The organism is Candidatus Thiothrix phosphatis (assembly GCF_035668035.1).
In the GTDB taxonomy this organism is placed as follows: Bacteria; Pseudomonadota; Gammaproteobacteria; order Thiotrichales; family Thiotrichaceae; genus Thiothrix; species Thiothrix phosphatis.
Map to the genome: position 1 here is coordinate 13,987 of NZ_JAYMYJ010000016.1, position 14,050 is coordinate 28,036.

15 protein-coding genes are annotated in these 14,050 nt (G+C 58.2%); 10 read left to right on the plus strand and 5 right to left on the minus strand.

The features are described 5' to 3' along the window. Positions 1-200: 200 nt before the first annotated feature. A complete protein-coding gene (gene hisA / locus VSS37_RS01945) occupies positions 201-932 on the minus strand; it encodes a 1-(5-phosphoribosyl)-5-[(5-phosphoribosylamino)methylideneamino]imidazole-4-carboxamide isomerase (RefSeq protein ID WP_324692932.1) in 732 nt (243 codons plus the stop codon). An 80-nt stretch (positions 933-1,012) separates the two neighbouring features. Between hisA and queG the strand changes: the two genes are divergently transcribed. The 6 genes from queG (at position 1,013) to VSS37_RS01975 (ending at position 5,256) form a co-directional block, all read left to right on the plus strand. Further along, positions 1,013-2,080 carry a tRNA epoxyqueuosine(34) reductase QueG gene (gene queG / locus VSS37_RS01950; RefSeq protein ID WP_324692933.1) on the plus strand — a complete coding sequence of 356 codons (1,068 nt, stop codon included), beginning with the start codon at positions 1,013-1,015 and terminating at the stop codon, positions 2,078-2,080. Continuing rightward, on the plus strand, positions 2,041-2,520 hold the full coding sequence (locus VSS37_RS01955) for a hypothetical protein (RefSeq protein WP_324692934.1): 480 nt from the start codon (positions 2,041-2,043) through the stop codon (positions 2,518-2,520). The genes queG and VSS37_RS01955 overlap by 40 nt, the downstream gene beginning before the upstream one ends. A 170-nt stretch (positions 2,521-2,690) precedes the next feature. Continuing rightward, entirely contained in the window at positions 2,691-3,326 is a 636-nt protein-coding gene (gene pdxH, locus VSS37_RS01960) for a pyridoxamine 5'-phosphate oxidase (RefSeq protein ID WP_324692935.1), read from the plus strand. Further along, entirely contained in the window at positions 3,323-3,787 is a 465-nt protein-coding gene (locus VSS37_RS01965) for a methyltransferase family protein (RefSeq protein WP_324692936.1), read from the plus strand. Before pdxH ends, VSS37_RS01965 begins: the two co-directional genes overlap by 4 nt. Positions 3,788-3,796: 9 nt before the next feature. After that, complete coding sequence (locus VSS37_RS01970) at positions 3,797-4,621, plus strand: PdaC/RsiV family protein (RefSeq protein WP_324692937.1); 825 nt, start codon at positions 3,797-3,799, stop codon at positions 4,619-4,621. After that, complete coding sequence (locus tag VSS37_RS01975; protein WP_324692938.1) at positions 4,618-5,256, plus strand: precorrin-8X methylmutase; 639 nt, start codon at positions 4,618-4,620, stop codon at positions 5,254-5,256. Before VSS37_RS01970 ends, VSS37_RS01975 begins: the two co-directional genes overlap by 4 nt. Here VSS37_RS01975 and VSS37_RS01980 read toward each other — a convergent pair whose 3' ends face one another. Together VSS37_RS01980 and uvrD are read right to left on the minus strand one after the other, a co-directional pair. Continuing rightward, positions 5,257-5,535 (minus strand): hypothetical protein, encoded by a 279-nt coding sequence (locus tag VSS37_RS01980; protein ID WP_324692939.1) that lies wholly within the window; start codon positions 5,533-5,535, stop codon positions 5,257-5,259. Between the two features lie 26 nt (positions 5,536-5,561). After that, the gene (gene uvrD / locus VSS37_RS01985) at positions 5,562-7,763 is read right to left on the minus strand and encodes a DNA helicase II (RefSeq protein WP_324692940.1); all 2,202 of its coding nucleotides are present in this window, start codon (positions 7,761-7,763) and stop codon (positions 5,562-5,564) included. Positions 7,764-7,880: 117 nt separating this feature from the next. On the opposite strand from uvrD, the gene VSS37_RS01990 reads away from it, so the two are divergent. Continuing rightward, positions 7,881-8,339: a YaiI/YqxD family protein gene (locus tag VSS37_RS01990; RefSeq protein ID WP_324692941.1), complete on the plus strand. Its 459-nt coding sequence runs from the start codon at positions 7,881-7,883 to the stop codon at positions 8,337-8,339. A 44-nt stretch (positions 8,340-8,383) separates the two neighbouring features. Here the strand turns inward: VSS37_RS01990 and purT are convergent, their stop codons facing one another. Next, positions 8,384-9,580 carry a formate-dependent phosphoribosylglycinamide formyltransferase gene (gene purT / locus VSS37_RS01995; RefSeq protein ID WP_324692943.1) on the minus strand — a complete coding sequence of 399 codons (1,197 nt, stop codon included), beginning with the start codon at positions 9,578-9,580 and terminating at the stop codon, positions 8,384-8,386. 114 nt (positions 9,581-9,694) lie between these two features. Here purT and VSS37_RS02000 point away from each other — a divergent pair, with 114 nt between their 5' ends. Both VSS37_RS02000 and VSS37_RS02005 read left to right on the plus strand, forming a co-directional pair. Beyond that, positions 9,695-10,735 carry a CDP-6-deoxy-delta-3,4-glucoseen reductase gene (locus tag VSS37_RS02000; protein ID WP_324692944.1) on the plus strand — a complete coding sequence of 347 codons (1,041 nt, stop codon included), beginning with the start codon at positions 9,695-9,697 and terminating at the stop codon, positions 10,733-10,735. After that, positions 10,732-11,148 (plus strand): HIT domain-containing protein, encoded by a 417-nt coding sequence (locus tag VSS37_RS02005; protein WP_324692945.1) that lies wholly within the window; start codon positions 10,732-10,734, stop codon positions 11,146-11,148. The genes VSS37_RS02000 and VSS37_RS02005 overlap by 4 nt, the downstream gene beginning before the upstream one ends. A 52-nt stretch (positions 11,149-11,200) precedes the next feature. On the opposite strand, the gene VSS37_RS02010 is transcribed toward VSS37_RS02005, so the two are convergent. Next, on the minus strand, positions 11,201-12,118 hold the full coding sequence (locus VSS37_RS02010) for a phosphoribulokinase (protein ID WP_324692946.1): 918 nt from the start codon (positions 12,116-12,118) through the stop codon (positions 11,201-11,203). A 566-nt stretch (positions 12,119-12,684) separates the two neighbouring features. Here VSS37_RS02010 and rimO point away from each other — a divergent pair. Further along, positions 12,685-13,995: a 30S ribosomal protein S12 methylthiotransferase RimO gene (gene rimO, locus VSS37_RS02015; RefSeq protein WP_324692947.1), complete on the plus strand. Its 1,311-nt coding sequence runs from the start codon at positions 12,685-12,687 to the stop codon at positions 13,993-13,995. The last annotated feature ends 55 nt before the right edge of the window (positions 13,996-14,050 follow it).

Consider the following 14,050-nt stretch of genomic DNA (forward strand, 5'->3'; position numbering starts at 1 on the left):
GGCAGTTACGGTGGCGGCAGCAGCTGCGGCAGCTATGGCGGCGGCTACAGCGGTGGTGGCAGTTACGGTGGCGGCAGCAGCTGCGGCAGCTATGGCGGCGGCTACAGCGGTGGTGGCAGCTATGGTGGCCGCTGCTAATTGACTAGCTGCGGACACAAAACAGCCGGGGAAGGCAGTTGCCTCCCGGCTATGTTCATTTGCTACTGTTGGTCGGCATAGCGTTGGGCATCGGCAAGAGCAATCGTCCCCTCATAGAGTGAACGGCCCAGTATGGCTCCCATAATGCCGTTGTCCTCCACTGCGCACAGCGCCCTGATGTCATCCATATTGGCAATGCCACCAGATGCAATGACAGGGATGGAAATATTCGCCGCCAGATGCGCAGTTTCTTCCACATTCACACCTTTCATCATCCCGTCACGGGAAATATCCGTGTAAACAATGGCGCTGACGCCTGCCTGTTCAAACTGTTTCGCCAACCCCACGGCAGCGACAGCGGACACTTCAGCCCAACCATCAGTCGCCACCATGCCATTTTTAGCGTCAATGCCCACGATGATATGGCCGGGGAACAGCTTGCACAGCTCAATGACAAACTGCGGCTCCTGCACAGCCTTGGTGCCAATGATGCAATATTGCACCCCTGCATCCAGATACGCTGCGACGGTCGCCGCATCACGGATACCCCCGCCAATTTGTACTGGCGTCCCAGGAAAACGGGCGGCGATGGCGCGCACCACTTCGCCGTTGACCGGCTTGCCTTCAAATGCGCCATTCAAATCCACCAGATGCAGGCGGCGCGCCCCTTCATCCACCCAGCGTTGAGCCATTTCGGCAGGATCATTGGCGAAGACGGTGGTGTCTTCCATCCGCCCCTGGCGCAGGCGCACACATTGGCCGTCTTTCAAATCGATTGCAGGAATCAGCAGCATAATCATATCCTTGACAGAGAGGTTTGCATCCTACCGCAAAACCGGCGTATACGCACACCCTTACAGGAGAACCCAGCCTCATGCCATCCCCACCTGGGAATCTCGCCGACCAGCTTCTCGCCTGGAGTAAAACTTTTGGTTTCAATGCGATAGGGATCAGCAACATTGACCTGTCCAGCGCGGAACAACGCCTGCTCGATTGGCTGGGGCAAGGTTTTCACGGCGACATGGCGTGGATGCAACACCACGGCACCAAACGTAGCCGCCCTGCTGAACTGGTTCCCGGCACCCTCAGCATTATCAGCGTGCGCATGGACTATTATTCGCCGGATAGCGCGGACGCGGACACAATCCTCAACCAACCGGAGTGCGCCTACATTTCCCGCTACGCATTAGGGCGCGACTACCATAAGCTCATGCGCCAACGGCTGGAAAAACTGGCCCAACACTTACGGGCTGAAATTGGCCCATTCAACTACCGCGTTTTCACCGACAGCGCGCCGGTGCTGGAAAAGCCGATCGCAGTGAAAGCCGGGCTGGGCTGGATGGGCAAACACACCAATATCCTCAACCGTGACGCCGGTTCGTGGTTTTTTCTGGGGGAAATCTACACTGACCTACCGTTACCAGAAACCGGCCCGACATCCAGTCATTGCGGGCAATGCACCGCCTGCCTTGACATTTGCCCAACCCAGGCGTTTGTCGCCCCTTATCAGTTGGATGCGCGCCGGTGCATTTCCTATCTCACCATCGAACATCAGGGAGGCATCCCCGAAGCGCTGCGGCCACTGCTCGGCAACCGCATTTACGGCTGCGACGACTGCCAATTGGCCTGCCCGTGGAACCGTTTCGCCCATACCTCGCCGGAAGCGGATTATGCCGTGCGCAACGGGCTGGATAGCGCCCAGTTATGCGAACTGTTCGAATGGAGTGAAACAGAGTTCCTGAATAAGCTGGAGGGTTCAGCCATCCGGCGTATCGGCTATCGGCGCTGGTTGAGGAATATTGCGGTTGCTTTGGGAAACGCGCCAGCCAAGCCTTCTATTCTGGCGTTACTGCTGAAAAGAAAAGCCGAACCCCATGATGAACTGGTGCAGGAACATATTGAGTGGGCCATCATTCAACAATCACGAAAACTGCGCCGATAAAAGCATACTTTATCACTCTTTTATATCGCTTCGTCTCCAATACACTCCACTTATCTAGCAAGCACTATAAATACCAGACAGTTTTTGCCATTATAGCCCCATCACAAACCCAGACACTGAACAACAACGCCATGACAACAACAATAACTCGCGTTTTCGGGTCTGTACTGGCTACTGCGCTTCTATCCGGCTGCACAGCCTTGCAGAACTCTTCGCTGTACAGCATGTGGCAGGAACGGGCCTACAGCGCTTACGGCATGCCGGTTCCGGCTCCAGTAGCGAACCCGTTCATGACTGCCGCCATGCCTTATCGCCCCTCCAATGGAGGCACATTGGGAGGGGAAACAATTTCAGGGTCGCTGATAGGCGTCTCCCGAATTGTTTCCAAACAAAGCCAACAAGAAGAAAATTTTATAAAAGAATACTACTCACTCCAATAAAATTTTATGCTATAAACCCTCTTTGTTAGCCCCTGGAGTCCATCGCGGACTCCACTTTGACACAAAGGTCTTAGCCCTTCCTTTGTGTCTTTTTAGCCAGACCCGCCAATTTTAGGGTCTGGCTTTTTTATTTTCGGGTAAAATCCGGCGCAAGCACCTGGAGCCAAACGATGGATATTGCCGCATTACGCCGTGAATACACTCAGGATGGTTTGCACCGCCAAACACTGGATCCCAACCCTTACCAGCAATTCAGCCGTTGGTTGACACAGGCGATTGAAGCCAAGGTGCTGGAGCCAACCGCCATGCAACTGGCGACGGTTTCCGCCACTGGCAAGCCCACCTTGCGCACCGTCCTGCTGAAATCGTTCGATGCCGACGGCCTTGTGTTCTACACCAACTACAAGAGCCAGAAAGCGCAACAGATTGCGGAAAACCCGCAAATAGCCCTATTGCTGTTTTGGAAGGAACTGGAGCGGCAGGTGGAGATCACCGGACGGGCAGAGAAAATTCCCACATTGGAATCCCTGCGCTACTTCGCGACCCGTCCGCGTGGCAGCCAATTGGGGGCCTGGGTATCGGCGCAAAGCTCCATCATCACCTCGCGCAGTTTGCTGGAAATAAAACTGGAAGAAATGAAGCGCAAATTCAGCGCAGGCGATATTCCGCTGCCTGACTTCTGGGGCGGCTACCGGGTGATTCCAGACAGTTTCGAATTCTGGCAAGGGCGCCCCAACCGCCTGCACGACCGTTTCGAATACCAGCGCAGCGCTGACGGCTGGGAGATCGGCAGATTGGCTCCATGAAAGCACTGAAGCTCAAGATTCCGCCCCCCGTCTATCTGCTGGCGTTCTTGGGCCTGATGTGGCTATTGCACACCAAACTGCCGGTTTTTCAGCTGGTTCCGCCGCCGTGGAACAAAGCTGGGTTGTTGCTGGTCGCGTTCGCCCTGCTGACGGATCTGCTCTCATTGGGGCTGTTTTTCCGCGCCCACACCACCTTCAACCCCATACATCCGGAGCGCGCCAAGACGCTGGTGACCAGTGGCCCCTACCGTTACACCCGCAACCCGATGTATGCAGGCATGCTGGTGATCCTCACCGGCTGGGGCATTTACCTTGGCAGCTTCAGCCCCTTCCTCCTGTTGCCGTTATTCGTCATGTTGCTGACTGCGCAACAAATTATCCCCGAAGAAAAAATTCTGGAAGAAAAGTTTGGCGGCGCGTATCTTGCGTACAAGGCGCGCGTTCCCCGCTGGTTTTGGTAAGGAATCTTCATGTTGGCAAAAACAATCGTGTGGATAACCGGCCTGTTATTGCTGGCTGGTTGCAAGCTGGAGCTGCCTGACATCGGCGATGGCATTGCTGGCCCCTTGAAGGTCGAAATGGTTGAATTTCAGCATGCAGGCGGCCCGCAATGCCCAGGTTCCGCCGATACGACACCGGACAATATCCGATGCGCCAGCCTGCATGTCAGCTACCCCAAAGTGCTGGCGGCGGGCAGCCCTGCCGCCGTTTCCGCCCTCAACCAATTCATTCAGGGCCAACTGCTGGATTACAGCGACCCTGACGGCAAACAACCCACCACCCTCGATGAATTGGCCACCATGTTCGTCAACGACTACAACGCTGTGCCTGACACCATGGGGCTATGGGAAATGGAGCGCAGTGTCCAGGTCAGTTTCGGCGCTGACCATCTGGCGACGCTGAAATACAGCGAAAGCGGCTACACGGGAGGGGCGCATCCATTCAGCGGGCAACGTTACTTTGCCATGGATTTGGATAGCGGCAAGCAACTGACCCTGAAAGATTTGCTGGCCGCAGGTTACGAGCAAGGCCTGAACGAAGCGGGCGAACGCGCTTTCCGCAAGGCCCGTAACCTGCCCCCCGCCGCCAGCCTGGAAGAAGCTGGTTTCTGGTTCGCCAATAACGCCTTCAAGGTCAACACCAATTTCGGGGTGACGAAAAAAGGCTTGGCATTCATTTTCAACCCTTACGAAGTGGCGCCTTATGCGCTGGGGCCAACGGAATTTACCGTGCCTTACGGCGACATCGACACGTTGATCCCTGCCGACAGCCTACTGGCACCTATTGCCCGATGATCAATTTCCTGCGCGACCCTGACCGCATCCACCAGCAAAATTATGAAAGAATCCGCGAGTTAGCGGCGCTAGACCACTTCACCCTTGACCAACAACAGGTGTTGATACAAATGGTGCGCGCTTATGGCGACCCCGACCTGCCCAATTATGTCCAGTTCAGCGCCAACGCCATCAGCGCCGCCCGCAAAGCCATCAAGAAGCGCAACAACCTGCTTTATGATGTGGAGTTGGTCAAACAGGTGCTGGACGAATCCCTGCTGTATCAGGAGCCGATGAGCTTCCTGGGCAAAGCATCCGTCATTTCCCACGCCAAAACCAGCAAGCAAACCCGTGCCATGACCGCCGTGGATTGCTGGAAACCTTACCTGGAAGATGCCATCGTGCTGATCGGGCAATCCGGCACTGCCCTTTACCGGTTGCTGGAAATGCTCAAGGAAGGCGCGCCCGCCCCCGCCCTGGTGATTGGCGCGGCGCGCGGTTTCGTCAATGCGGAGCCAGCCAAACGGCTGCTGTGGGAGCAGCATGAAGAACTGGGGCTGGAATGCATCGTGGTCAGCGGCACCCGTGGCGGCGGCGTACTGGCAGCAGCTGCCATGAACGCCCTGCTGATGATGCAGCAGGGCCGTTACGTCTGATCAGCGTTTTTCGCCCGGACAAGGGTCGAACGCGCAATGGTTGGCGGCGTTACGGCTGACGTAACTGCCATCAGGGCATAGTTTCGCCTCCATCGTGCAGACCCTGGCGTCGGCGGGCTGCCCAGGAGCCGCTGGCCTGCCTGCGGTGGTGCCGGTGGACACGCTGCTGCTGTTGGTCAATTTCGGCGGAGGCGTTTTGCCCTCTGTCTCCACACCTGCGGTGCAGGCCGCCAACACAATGCTGGCGAATGTGACGAGAATAATCATTTTTTCATTCATATCCGTTCTCCTCATGCCCTTTCAAATTAAAACCGTTCAAGATTGGCATAACCCAGCACCAGCCATTTCAGACCGGCGGCGCGGAAATTTACCTGCACCCGGGAGTGCGCGCCAGCCCCTTCCGCCCCCACAATCACGCCCTCGCCGAACTTGGCGTGCCGCACCCGCTGCCCGACGGCGTAGCCGGTTTCATTGACGGCAGAACTGCGGCGCGGCTGCACAGGCTGAGGCGCAGGCCGGTAGCCGTCTGTGTGACGGGTTGGCTGGTAGGTTTTCACTTTCGGGCGCACTTCCTCCACCAATTCCTCCGGCAGTTCGCGCAGGAAGCGGGACGGTGGGTTGAAGCGGGTTTGCCCGTGCAACTGGCGCTGTTCGGCGTAGGTCAGCACCAGTTCCTGTTCGGCGCGGGTAATGCCGACGTAACACAGGCGGCGTTCCTCCTCCATACGCGCCGGGTCATCGGCGGACATTTGATGCGGGAACAGGCCTTCTTCCATCCCGCACAGGAACACCAGCGGAAATTCCAGCCCCTTGGCCGAATGCAGCGTCATCATCTGCACGCAATCCTCACCGGCTTCGCCCTGGCCTTCGCCCGCTTCGAGCGCGGCGTGGGAGAGGAAAGCGGAAAGCTCATCCATATCCGGCATGTCTTCCGTTTGCACGTAGGTGTAGCCATGCGCGGCGGTGACCAGTTCGTTCAGGTTGTCGACGCGCGCCTGGCCCTGTTCGCCCTTTTCCTTGGCAAGGAAATGCGGCTTCAGCCCGGCCAGATCAATGACCACTTCGACTTGTTCCCTGAGCGGCAGGCCATTGATGTCGCTGGCCATACGGTTAATCAGGTGCACGAAATGCATCACCGAGTTGGCCGCACGCGGGGTGAATTCGCCATTGTCGGCGGCGGCGCTGGCGGCTTCCCACAAGGATTTGCCATCCTGGCGCGCCTGGGTGCGCAGGATGTCGACCGTGCGCTCGCCGATACCGCGCGGCGGGTGGTTGATGATGCGCTCCAGCGAAGCGTCGTCGTAGCGGTTGGCGGTGAGGCGCAAATAAGCCAGCGCATCCTTGATTTCAGCCCGTTCGAAGAAGCGCAGGCCGCCGTACACGCGGTAAGGGATGCAGTTTTCGTTGAACGTGGTTTCAAACACCCGCGACTGGGCGTTGGAGCGGTACAGCACGGCGGCTTCGCTGCGGCTGCCGCCCTGTTCCACCCATTTCTGGATGCGCCCGGCGACGAAACGCGCTTCATCCAGTTCGTTGAAGGCGGCGTAAAGTTGCAGGCGTTCGCCTTCCTTGCCCTCCGTCCACAGTTTTTTCCCCAAACGGCCCCGGTTGTTGTCGATCAGCGCGTTGGCAGCTTGGAGGATATTGGCGGTGGAACGGTAATTCTGCTCCAGCCGGATGGTTTCGCATTTGGGGAAATGCTTGGTGAAGTTGCGGATATTTTCAATCTTCGCCCCGCGCCAGCCATAGATCGACTGGTCGTCGTCGCCGACCGCGAACACCGGATTGTGGTCGCCCGCAATCAGCCGTAACCAAGCGTATTGCAACGCGTTGGTGTCCTGGAATTCATCGACCAGAATATGCCGGAAACGGTTCTGATAATGCTGTTGCAAATCGGCGTTGTCGCGCAACAGTTCCAGCGAGCGCAGCAGCAGTTCGGCGAAATCGACCAGCCCATTGCGTTGGCAGGCTTCCTCGTAGGCGGTGTAAACCCGCACCAGTTGGCGCAGGGCGAAGTCACCCTTGTCGTCAATGTGTTGCGGGCGCGAACCTTCGTCCTTGCGCGCATTGATGAACCCGGCCATCTGCCGGGGCGGGAAACGGGTTTCGTCCAGCTCCAGCGCCTTCAGCACGCGCTTGACCATGCGGATCTGGTCTTCAGAATCGAGTATCTGGAAAGTTTGCGGCAGTCTCGCCGCCTGCCAGTGCAAGCGCAGCAGCCGGTGCGCAAGGCCGTGGAAGGTGCCGACCCACATGCCGCCGGAGGGGACTTGCAACAGTTCCTGGATGCGCCCGCGCATTTCATTGGCGGCTTTGTTGGTGAACGTGACCGCGAGGATGCTGAAGGGCGACACGCCTTCCACATCAATCAGCCAAGCAATGCGATGCACCAGCACGCGGGTTTTGCCGCTGCCAGCGCCCGCCAACACCAGCACAGGGACAGGCGGGGAGGAAACGGCCAGCCGTTGCTGGGTGTTCAGGGGGTTGAGTATCGGTGATATGTCCATGCAGGAATTGTAGCGGAAAACCGTATCCCGCGTAGCGCCAAGGGGTTGTTGCAGTTGGATTTGACCACGCCGGGCGGGCGGCCAATACTACGCAATCCATGTTTTCAGGAAACCGCCATGCAAATCTGGGTTGACGCCGACGCCTGCCCCAATGTGATCAAGGATATTTTATTCCGCGCCGCCGACCGGGTGAAAGTGCGGGTGACGCTGGTGGCGAACCAGCCGCTGCGGGTTCCGCCTTCGCCGTATATCAAGACCTGTCAGGTAGGGGCCGGATTCGACGTGGCCGACAACCACATCGCGCAATCGCTGGCGGCGGGCGACCTGGTGATCACCGCCGATATTCCGTTGGCGGCCGAAGTGATCGAACGCAAGGGGCATGCGCTCAATCCGCGCGGCGATTTCTATACGCCGGAAAACATCCGCCAGCGGTTGCGGATGCGCAATTTCATGGAAGAGCTGCGCAACAGCGGCGTCATGACCGGCGGCCCCGCCACCCTGAACCAAGGCGACCGGCAGGCTTTCGCCAACCAATTGGACCGTTTTCTCGCCCGCCACCTGAAAAAAAGCCGTTGAAAAGCAGTCGAAGCCAAAGTCAGCCAGCTCCTGGGGGAAGCAAATTAACCAGCGACCGGCTTGACCCGGCGGGCGGCTTCGGCGGCGCGTTCGCGGGCTTCATCCGTATCCTGGCCGCGCGCCAACGCCACGCCCATGCGGCGGCGCTCGAAGGCAACCGGCTTGCCGAACAAACGAATGTCGGATTCCGGCACTTGCAGCGCATGCTCCAGCCCTTCAAACGCAATGCCTTCGGCGTCCATCCCACCGTAAATGACAGCGCTGGCGCCGGTGGAATGCATGCCCACATCAACTGGCAGGCCGAGGATGGCGCGGGCATGCAGCTCGAATTCGTTCTGGAACTGGGTGGCCATGGTCACCATGCCGGTGTCGTGTGGGCGCGGGCTGACTTCGGAGAAATACACCTCGTCGCCGCGCACAAACAATTCCACCCCGAACAGGCCACGCCCGCCGAGGTTGCCGGTAATTTTGGCGGCGATGTCCTGCGCTTTGGCGAGGGCCGCCGCACCCATGGGTTGGGGCTGCCAGCTTTCGACGTAATCGCCCTTGACCTGACGGTGGCCGATGGGGGCGCAGAAATGGGTTTCGACTGCGCCATTGGTGCCGTTGGCGCGTACTGTCAGCAGGGTGATTTCGTAATCGAAATGGATGCATCCCTCCACAATCACCCGCCCGTGGTTGACGCGCCCGGCAGAGAGGGCGTATTCCCACGCCGCCTGCACATCAGCAGCGCTGTCAACTTTGGACTGGCCCTTGCCGGAGGAGGACATGACCGGCTTGACGAAACAGGGGTAGCCCACGTCATCGGCGGCGGCCTGCATTTCCTCCAGGCTGGAGGCGAAGTGGTAGCGCGAGGTCGGCAAGCCCAATTCCTCGGCGGCCAGACGGCGGATGCCTTCGCGGTTCATGGTCAACTGGGTGGCGCGGGCAGTGGGGATGACTTCCGCCAATCCGTCCGCTTCGATGCGCGCCAGTTCGTCGGTGGCGATGGCTTCGATTTCCGGTACGATCAGGTGTGGCTGTTCCTGCTCAACCAATGCTCGCAGCGCTTTGGCATCGGCCATGTTGATGGCGTGGAAGCGGTGCGCCACCTGATGCCCTGGCGCATTGGCGTAACGGTCGACTGCGATCACCTCGACACCAAGGCGTTGCAGGGCGATGATCACTTCCTTGCCAAGTTCGCCACTGCCAAGCAGCATGACACGGGTGGCTGAAGGGGAAAGCGGGGTTCCGATACGCATGAAAATCCTCCGGGGCGACAGGTCTGGCAGGGAAAAATCCGGAGAATAGCACAAGCCGGAAGCGCGCGTTAAAATCCGGCATCCAACGACTCAAACGACTCAACAGGAAACACTATGACTTTCAAGGTGACAGTACAGCCTTCCGGGCACACATTCCAGGCGGAAGCAAACGAACCGGTGCTGGAGGCCGGGCTGCGGCAGGGGGTCGCGCTGCCATACGGCTGCCGGGGCGGGGCGTGCGGTGCATGCGCGGTAACGATACTCAGCGGGCAAGTGGCTTACCCAAATGGCGAACCGTCCGCGTTGTCGCCAGCGGAACAGGCAAACGGCAAAGCCTTGCTGTGCCTGGCCTGCGCGCAAAGCGACCTGGCAATCGACGCCCCGCAAGTGGGGCTGGAGCCGGACATTGAAATCAAAGTCCTGCCAGTTCGGGTTGAAAAAATGCGCAAATTGGCCACCGATGTCATGGAGCTGACCTTGAAACTGCCCGCGTCCGAACGCATGCGCTTCCTCGCTGGGCAATATGTCGACATCCTGTTGCGGGACGGCAAGCGGCGCGGCTTCTCGCTGGCGAACGCGCCCATGAACGACCAGTTCCTGGAGCTGCATGTCCGGCATGTGCCGGGCGGCCACTTCACCGGCCATGTGTTCAATGAAATGAAGGAAAAGGCGCTGCTGCGCATCGAAGGACCGTTGGGGAGCTTTTACCTGCGCGAATCCGAGCGCCCCCTGATCCTGATGGGCGGCGGCACTGGCTTTGCGCCGTTGAAAGCGATGCTGGAGCAAATGATGGCGCAGGGCATGGACAAACCTGTCCATTTGTACTGGGGCGTGCGCGCCAAAGCTGATCTGTACATGGATGGCCTGGCGCAACAGTGGGCGGCGCAACAGCCGCAATTGACCTATACGCAGGTGCTGTCCGAACCCAAAGCGGAAGACGCTTGGCAAGGCCGGACTGGCTGGGTGCATGCGGCGGTCGCCGCCGATTTCCCAGACTTGTCCGGCTTTGATGTCTACCTGAGCGGCCCGCCGCCGATGGTGCAGGCAGCGAAAACTGCGTTCCTCGCCCAGGGATTGCCGGAAGCGCAACTGTTCTACGATTCGTTTGAATACAGCCCTGACACCCTCAAGGCCATGCAGGCGGATGCATCATGAGCGAAGCGGGTTTCGGGTTGCATCCGCAACTGGCACAGGACACGCACTTCGTCGCCGACCTGCCGCTGTGCCGGGTGTTGCTGATGGATGAAAGCCGTTATCCGTGGCTAATCCTTGTCCCACGGCGGGCGGGCATCCGTGAAATCCATGAGTTGGACGCAGCAGACCGCCACCAGTTGTGGGAGGAATCAGACCAGGCCAGCCGTGCGCTGCTGGCGTTGTTCCAGCCGGACAAGCTGAACTTGGCGGCGCTGGGAAACATGGTGCCGCAATTGCACCTGCACCACATCGCCCGCTTTCAGACCGACGCCGCTTGGCCTACGCCGGTGTGGGGAAAGTTTCCGCCAGAACCTTACACGCCAGCGGCAGCCAACTGGCGTTGCGCCGCATTGCAGCAGGCGTTGCTGCCGTAAATCTGGGAGCCATATCACCGGGGCGGCCACCTGACCGCTCCGGCAAAAATGCTTAGAGGCTGTTTTTCGCCTCGATCATGTCATGGATGATCGGGTTCAGGATCAGCTCCATCGCCAACACCATCTTGCCGCCCGGCACGACAATGCTGTTGCGGCGCGACATGAATGAGTCATGGACCATCGCCAGCAGATACGGGAAGTCGATATTGAAACGTTTCGGGTCGGCAAAGCGGATAATGACGAAACTTTCATCCGGTGTTGGGATGTCACGGGCGATGAAGGGGTTGGACGTGTCCACGGTCGGCACGCGCTGGAAGTTGATGTGGGTGCGGGAGAACTGCGGCGTGATGTGGTTAATGTAATCCGGCATCCGGCGCATAATGGTTTCCACCGTCGCCTCCGTCGAATAGCCACGTTCGGCATGGTCGCGGGAAATCTTCTGGATCCACTCCAGGTTGATGCTTGGCACCACGCCGACGCCAAGGTCAACGTATTGCGCCACATCGTAGCCGCCGTATTTCCGGTCAGCCGTAGTGTCCTTGACCAGCCCATGCAGGCCTTCGTAGAACAGGATGTCGGCACCTTCCGGCGTGTCTTCCCAAGGCGTGAATTCGCCGGAGCCCGCCGTGCAGCTCACGCCAGCATCCGCCAGACGCTTGCAGTGGAAAGCCGCTTCCCCGTCGTTGTGCAGGTAGTAACGCTTTTTGCCCGTGCCGGTTTCACCATAGCTCCTGAACAATGCCTCCAGCGCATGGAAATCATTGGCTCCAGGGCCGAAATGGCTAAAATTACGTTCAACCGCCGCGCGCTGCTTGAATTCGGCACGGGTGACGCCGTGGAAACTGTCGCCTTCTATCACAGCGGCGGTTATTTTTTCCCGGTAAAAGATGTGCTCAAACGCCCGCTTGACAAACGTGGTGCCTGCGCCGGATGAACCTGTAACGGCAATAACTGGGTGCTTTTTAGACATATGAAGACTCTCCTCTCAGAAATCATAAATGCGCAATCCGGCAACATTCTAAACGAAACGCCTGCGGGGTCTGTATATGCCTTTCGATAGAGTTTGTCGGTTTCCCGTGGAGAACCTGATCCAGGCTATTGACAAATTCGCATTAATCCCATCCCTCCCACCAGGAAACCGAGAGCCATCTCAGATAGTCAGGCTTAATACTTGCTGAATCATGCAGTTATAGGGTTATCCCCAATTCCTGTGGATAAGTATGTGGAAAGTTTTGTGGATTGCACCCGGCAAGGCTTGTTTTTCAAGGATTCTTACCAACTTGGTTAAAAAATATTCACTATTTTTCCCATTTAAAATCATAAACTTAAAAATTTTACTGGATTCAGCATCCGTCTTGTTGTAGACACGCTGCAACAGTTTTCCAAAAACCTGACCAATGTGCATAAGTATGGAGCCGCCAACTGCCGTCAAGACACAAGATGTAGTAGGGAAACGATTTTACCTACACAAGCAGCATAATTTGCAGCGATCAGTTATGATTGACGGCTCCCGAAAATCACTTACCCATTCCTGCCATGAAACAATCTCAACCCCGCGTCGGTTTCGTCAGTCTCGGTTGCCCCAAGGCGCTGGTGGATTCCGAGCGCATCCTGACCCAATTACGCGCCGAAGGCTACACAATCAGCGGCAGTTATGACGACGCCGACTTGGTGGTGGTGAACACCTGCGGCTTTATCGACTCCGCCGTGGAGGAATCCCTCGACGCCATTGGCGAAGCGCTGGATGAAAATGGCCGGGTGATCGTCACCGGCTGTTTGGGGGCCAATGCGGGCAAAGTGCTGGACGCTTACCCGAATGTGCTGGCGGTCACCGGCCCGCACGCCTACGAAGCAGTGATGCAATCGGTGCATACGCACCTGCCGCCGTTGCATGACCCGTATACCGACCTGATCCCCCCCCAGGGCGTGCGCCTGACCCCACGCCATTATGCTTACCTGAAGATTTCCGAAGGCTGCAACCACCGCTGTTCCTTCTGCATCATTCCCGCCCTGCGCGGCGACCTCGTCTCCCGCCCGATTGGCGAGGTGTTGCAGGAAGCGGAAAACCTGGTGGACGCCGGGGTGAAGGAATTGCTGGTGATTTCACAAGACACCAGTGCCTATGGCATCGACCTCAAATACCGCACCGGCTTTTGGCGGGGACGTCCGCTCAAGACCCATTCCCAGCAACTGGCGGAAGCGCTGGGCGAAATGGGCGTGTGGGTGCGGCTGCACTACGTCTACCCTTACCCGCACGTCGACAACCTGATCCCGTTGATGGCGGAGGGCAAAATCCTGCCGTATCTGGACATTCCCTTCCAACACGCCAGCCCGCGTGTGCTGAAGGACATGCGCCGCCCCGCCCATGCCGAAAAAGTGCTGGAGCGCCTGCAAAACTGGCGGGAAACCTGCCCGGACATTGCCGTGCGCAGCACCTTCATTGTCGGCTTCCCGGGCGAAACCGAAGAGGACTTTGAAACCCTGTTGGGCTTCCTGCAAGAAGCTGAACTCGACCGGGTAGGCGCATTCACCTATTCAGCAGTCGAGGGCGCGCCAGCCAACGGATTGGCCGGAGCCGTTCCGGAAGAACTCAAGGAAGAACGGCTGGAACGCTTTATGGAAGTTCAGGCCGAGATCAGCGCCGCCAAACTCAGCCGCCTGATTGGCCAGACCATGACGGTTCTGGTGGATGAAGCCGGGGATGGGCAAACCATTGCCCGCAGTCACCGTGATGCGCCAGAAATTGACGGGCAAGTGATTATCGAAGGGGCGGAGCTGCCCATTGGCGAGTTTGCGCAAGTGCGCATAACCCATGCGGACGAGCATGACTTGTGGGCAGAAATTTAATGATTATCAATAAGATATTTTAGTTTGTCCAGTTTAGCTGATTTATTTATTCTAA

Excerpts from the sequence above, each read along its gene's own strand:
- queG (WP_324692933.1), top strand. The coding sequence starts at position 1,013 with ATGCCATCCCCACCTGGGAATCTCGCCGACCAGCTTCTCGCCTGGAGT.
- rimO (WP_324692947.1), top strand. The coding sequence starts at position 12,685 with ATGAAACAATCTCAACCCCGCGTCGGTTTCGTCAGTCTCGGTTGCCCC.
- uvrD (WP_324692940.1), bottom strand. The coding sequence starts at position 7,763 with ATGGACATATCACCGATACTCAACCCCCTGAACACCCAGCAACGGCTG.
- VSS37_RS01970 (WP_324692937.1), top strand. The coding sequence starts at position 3,797 with ATGTTGGCAAAAACAATCGTGTGGATAACCGGCCTGTTATTGCTGGCT.
- VSS37_RS01975 (WP_324692938.1), top strand. The coding sequence starts at position 4,618 with ATGATCAATTTCCTGCGCGACCCTGACCGCATCCACCAGCAAAATTAT.
- VSS37_RS02005 (WP_324692945.1), top strand. The coding sequence starts at position 10,732 with ATGAGCGAAGCGGGTTTCGGGTTGCATCCGCAACTGGCACAGGACACG.
- VSS37_RS02000 (WP_324692944.1), top strand. The coding sequence starts at position 9,695 with ATGACTTTCAAGGTGACAGTACAGCCTTCCGGGCACACATTCCAGGCG.
- VSS37_RS01990 (WP_324692941.1), top strand. The coding sequence starts at position 7,881 with ATGCAAATCTGGGTTGACGCCGACGCCTGCCCCAATGTGATCAAGGAT.
- VSS37_RS02010 (WP_324692946.1), bottom strand. The coding sequence starts at position 12,118 with ATGTCTAAAAAGCACCCAGTTATTGCCGTTACAGGTTCATCCGGCGCA.
- pdxH (WP_324692935.1), top strand. The coding sequence starts at position 2,691 with ATGGATATTGCCGCATTACGCCGTGAATACACTCAGGATGGTTTGCAC.
- hisA (WP_324692932.1), bottom strand. The coding sequence starts at position 932 with ATGCTGCTGATTCCTGCAATCGATTTGAAAGACGGCCAATGTGTGCGC.
- VSS37_RS01965 (WP_324692936.1), top strand. The coding sequence starts at position 3,323 with ATGAAAGCACTGAAGCTCAAGATTCCGCCCCCCGTCTATCTGCTGGCG.
- VSS37_RS01980 (WP_324692939.1), bottom strand. The coding sequence starts at position 5,535 with ATGAATGAAAAAATGATTATTCTCGTCACATTCGCCAGCATTGTGTTG.
- purT (WP_324692943.1), bottom strand. The coding sequence starts at position 9,580 with ATGCGTATCGGAACCCCGCTTTCCCCTTCAGCCACCCGTGTCATGCTG.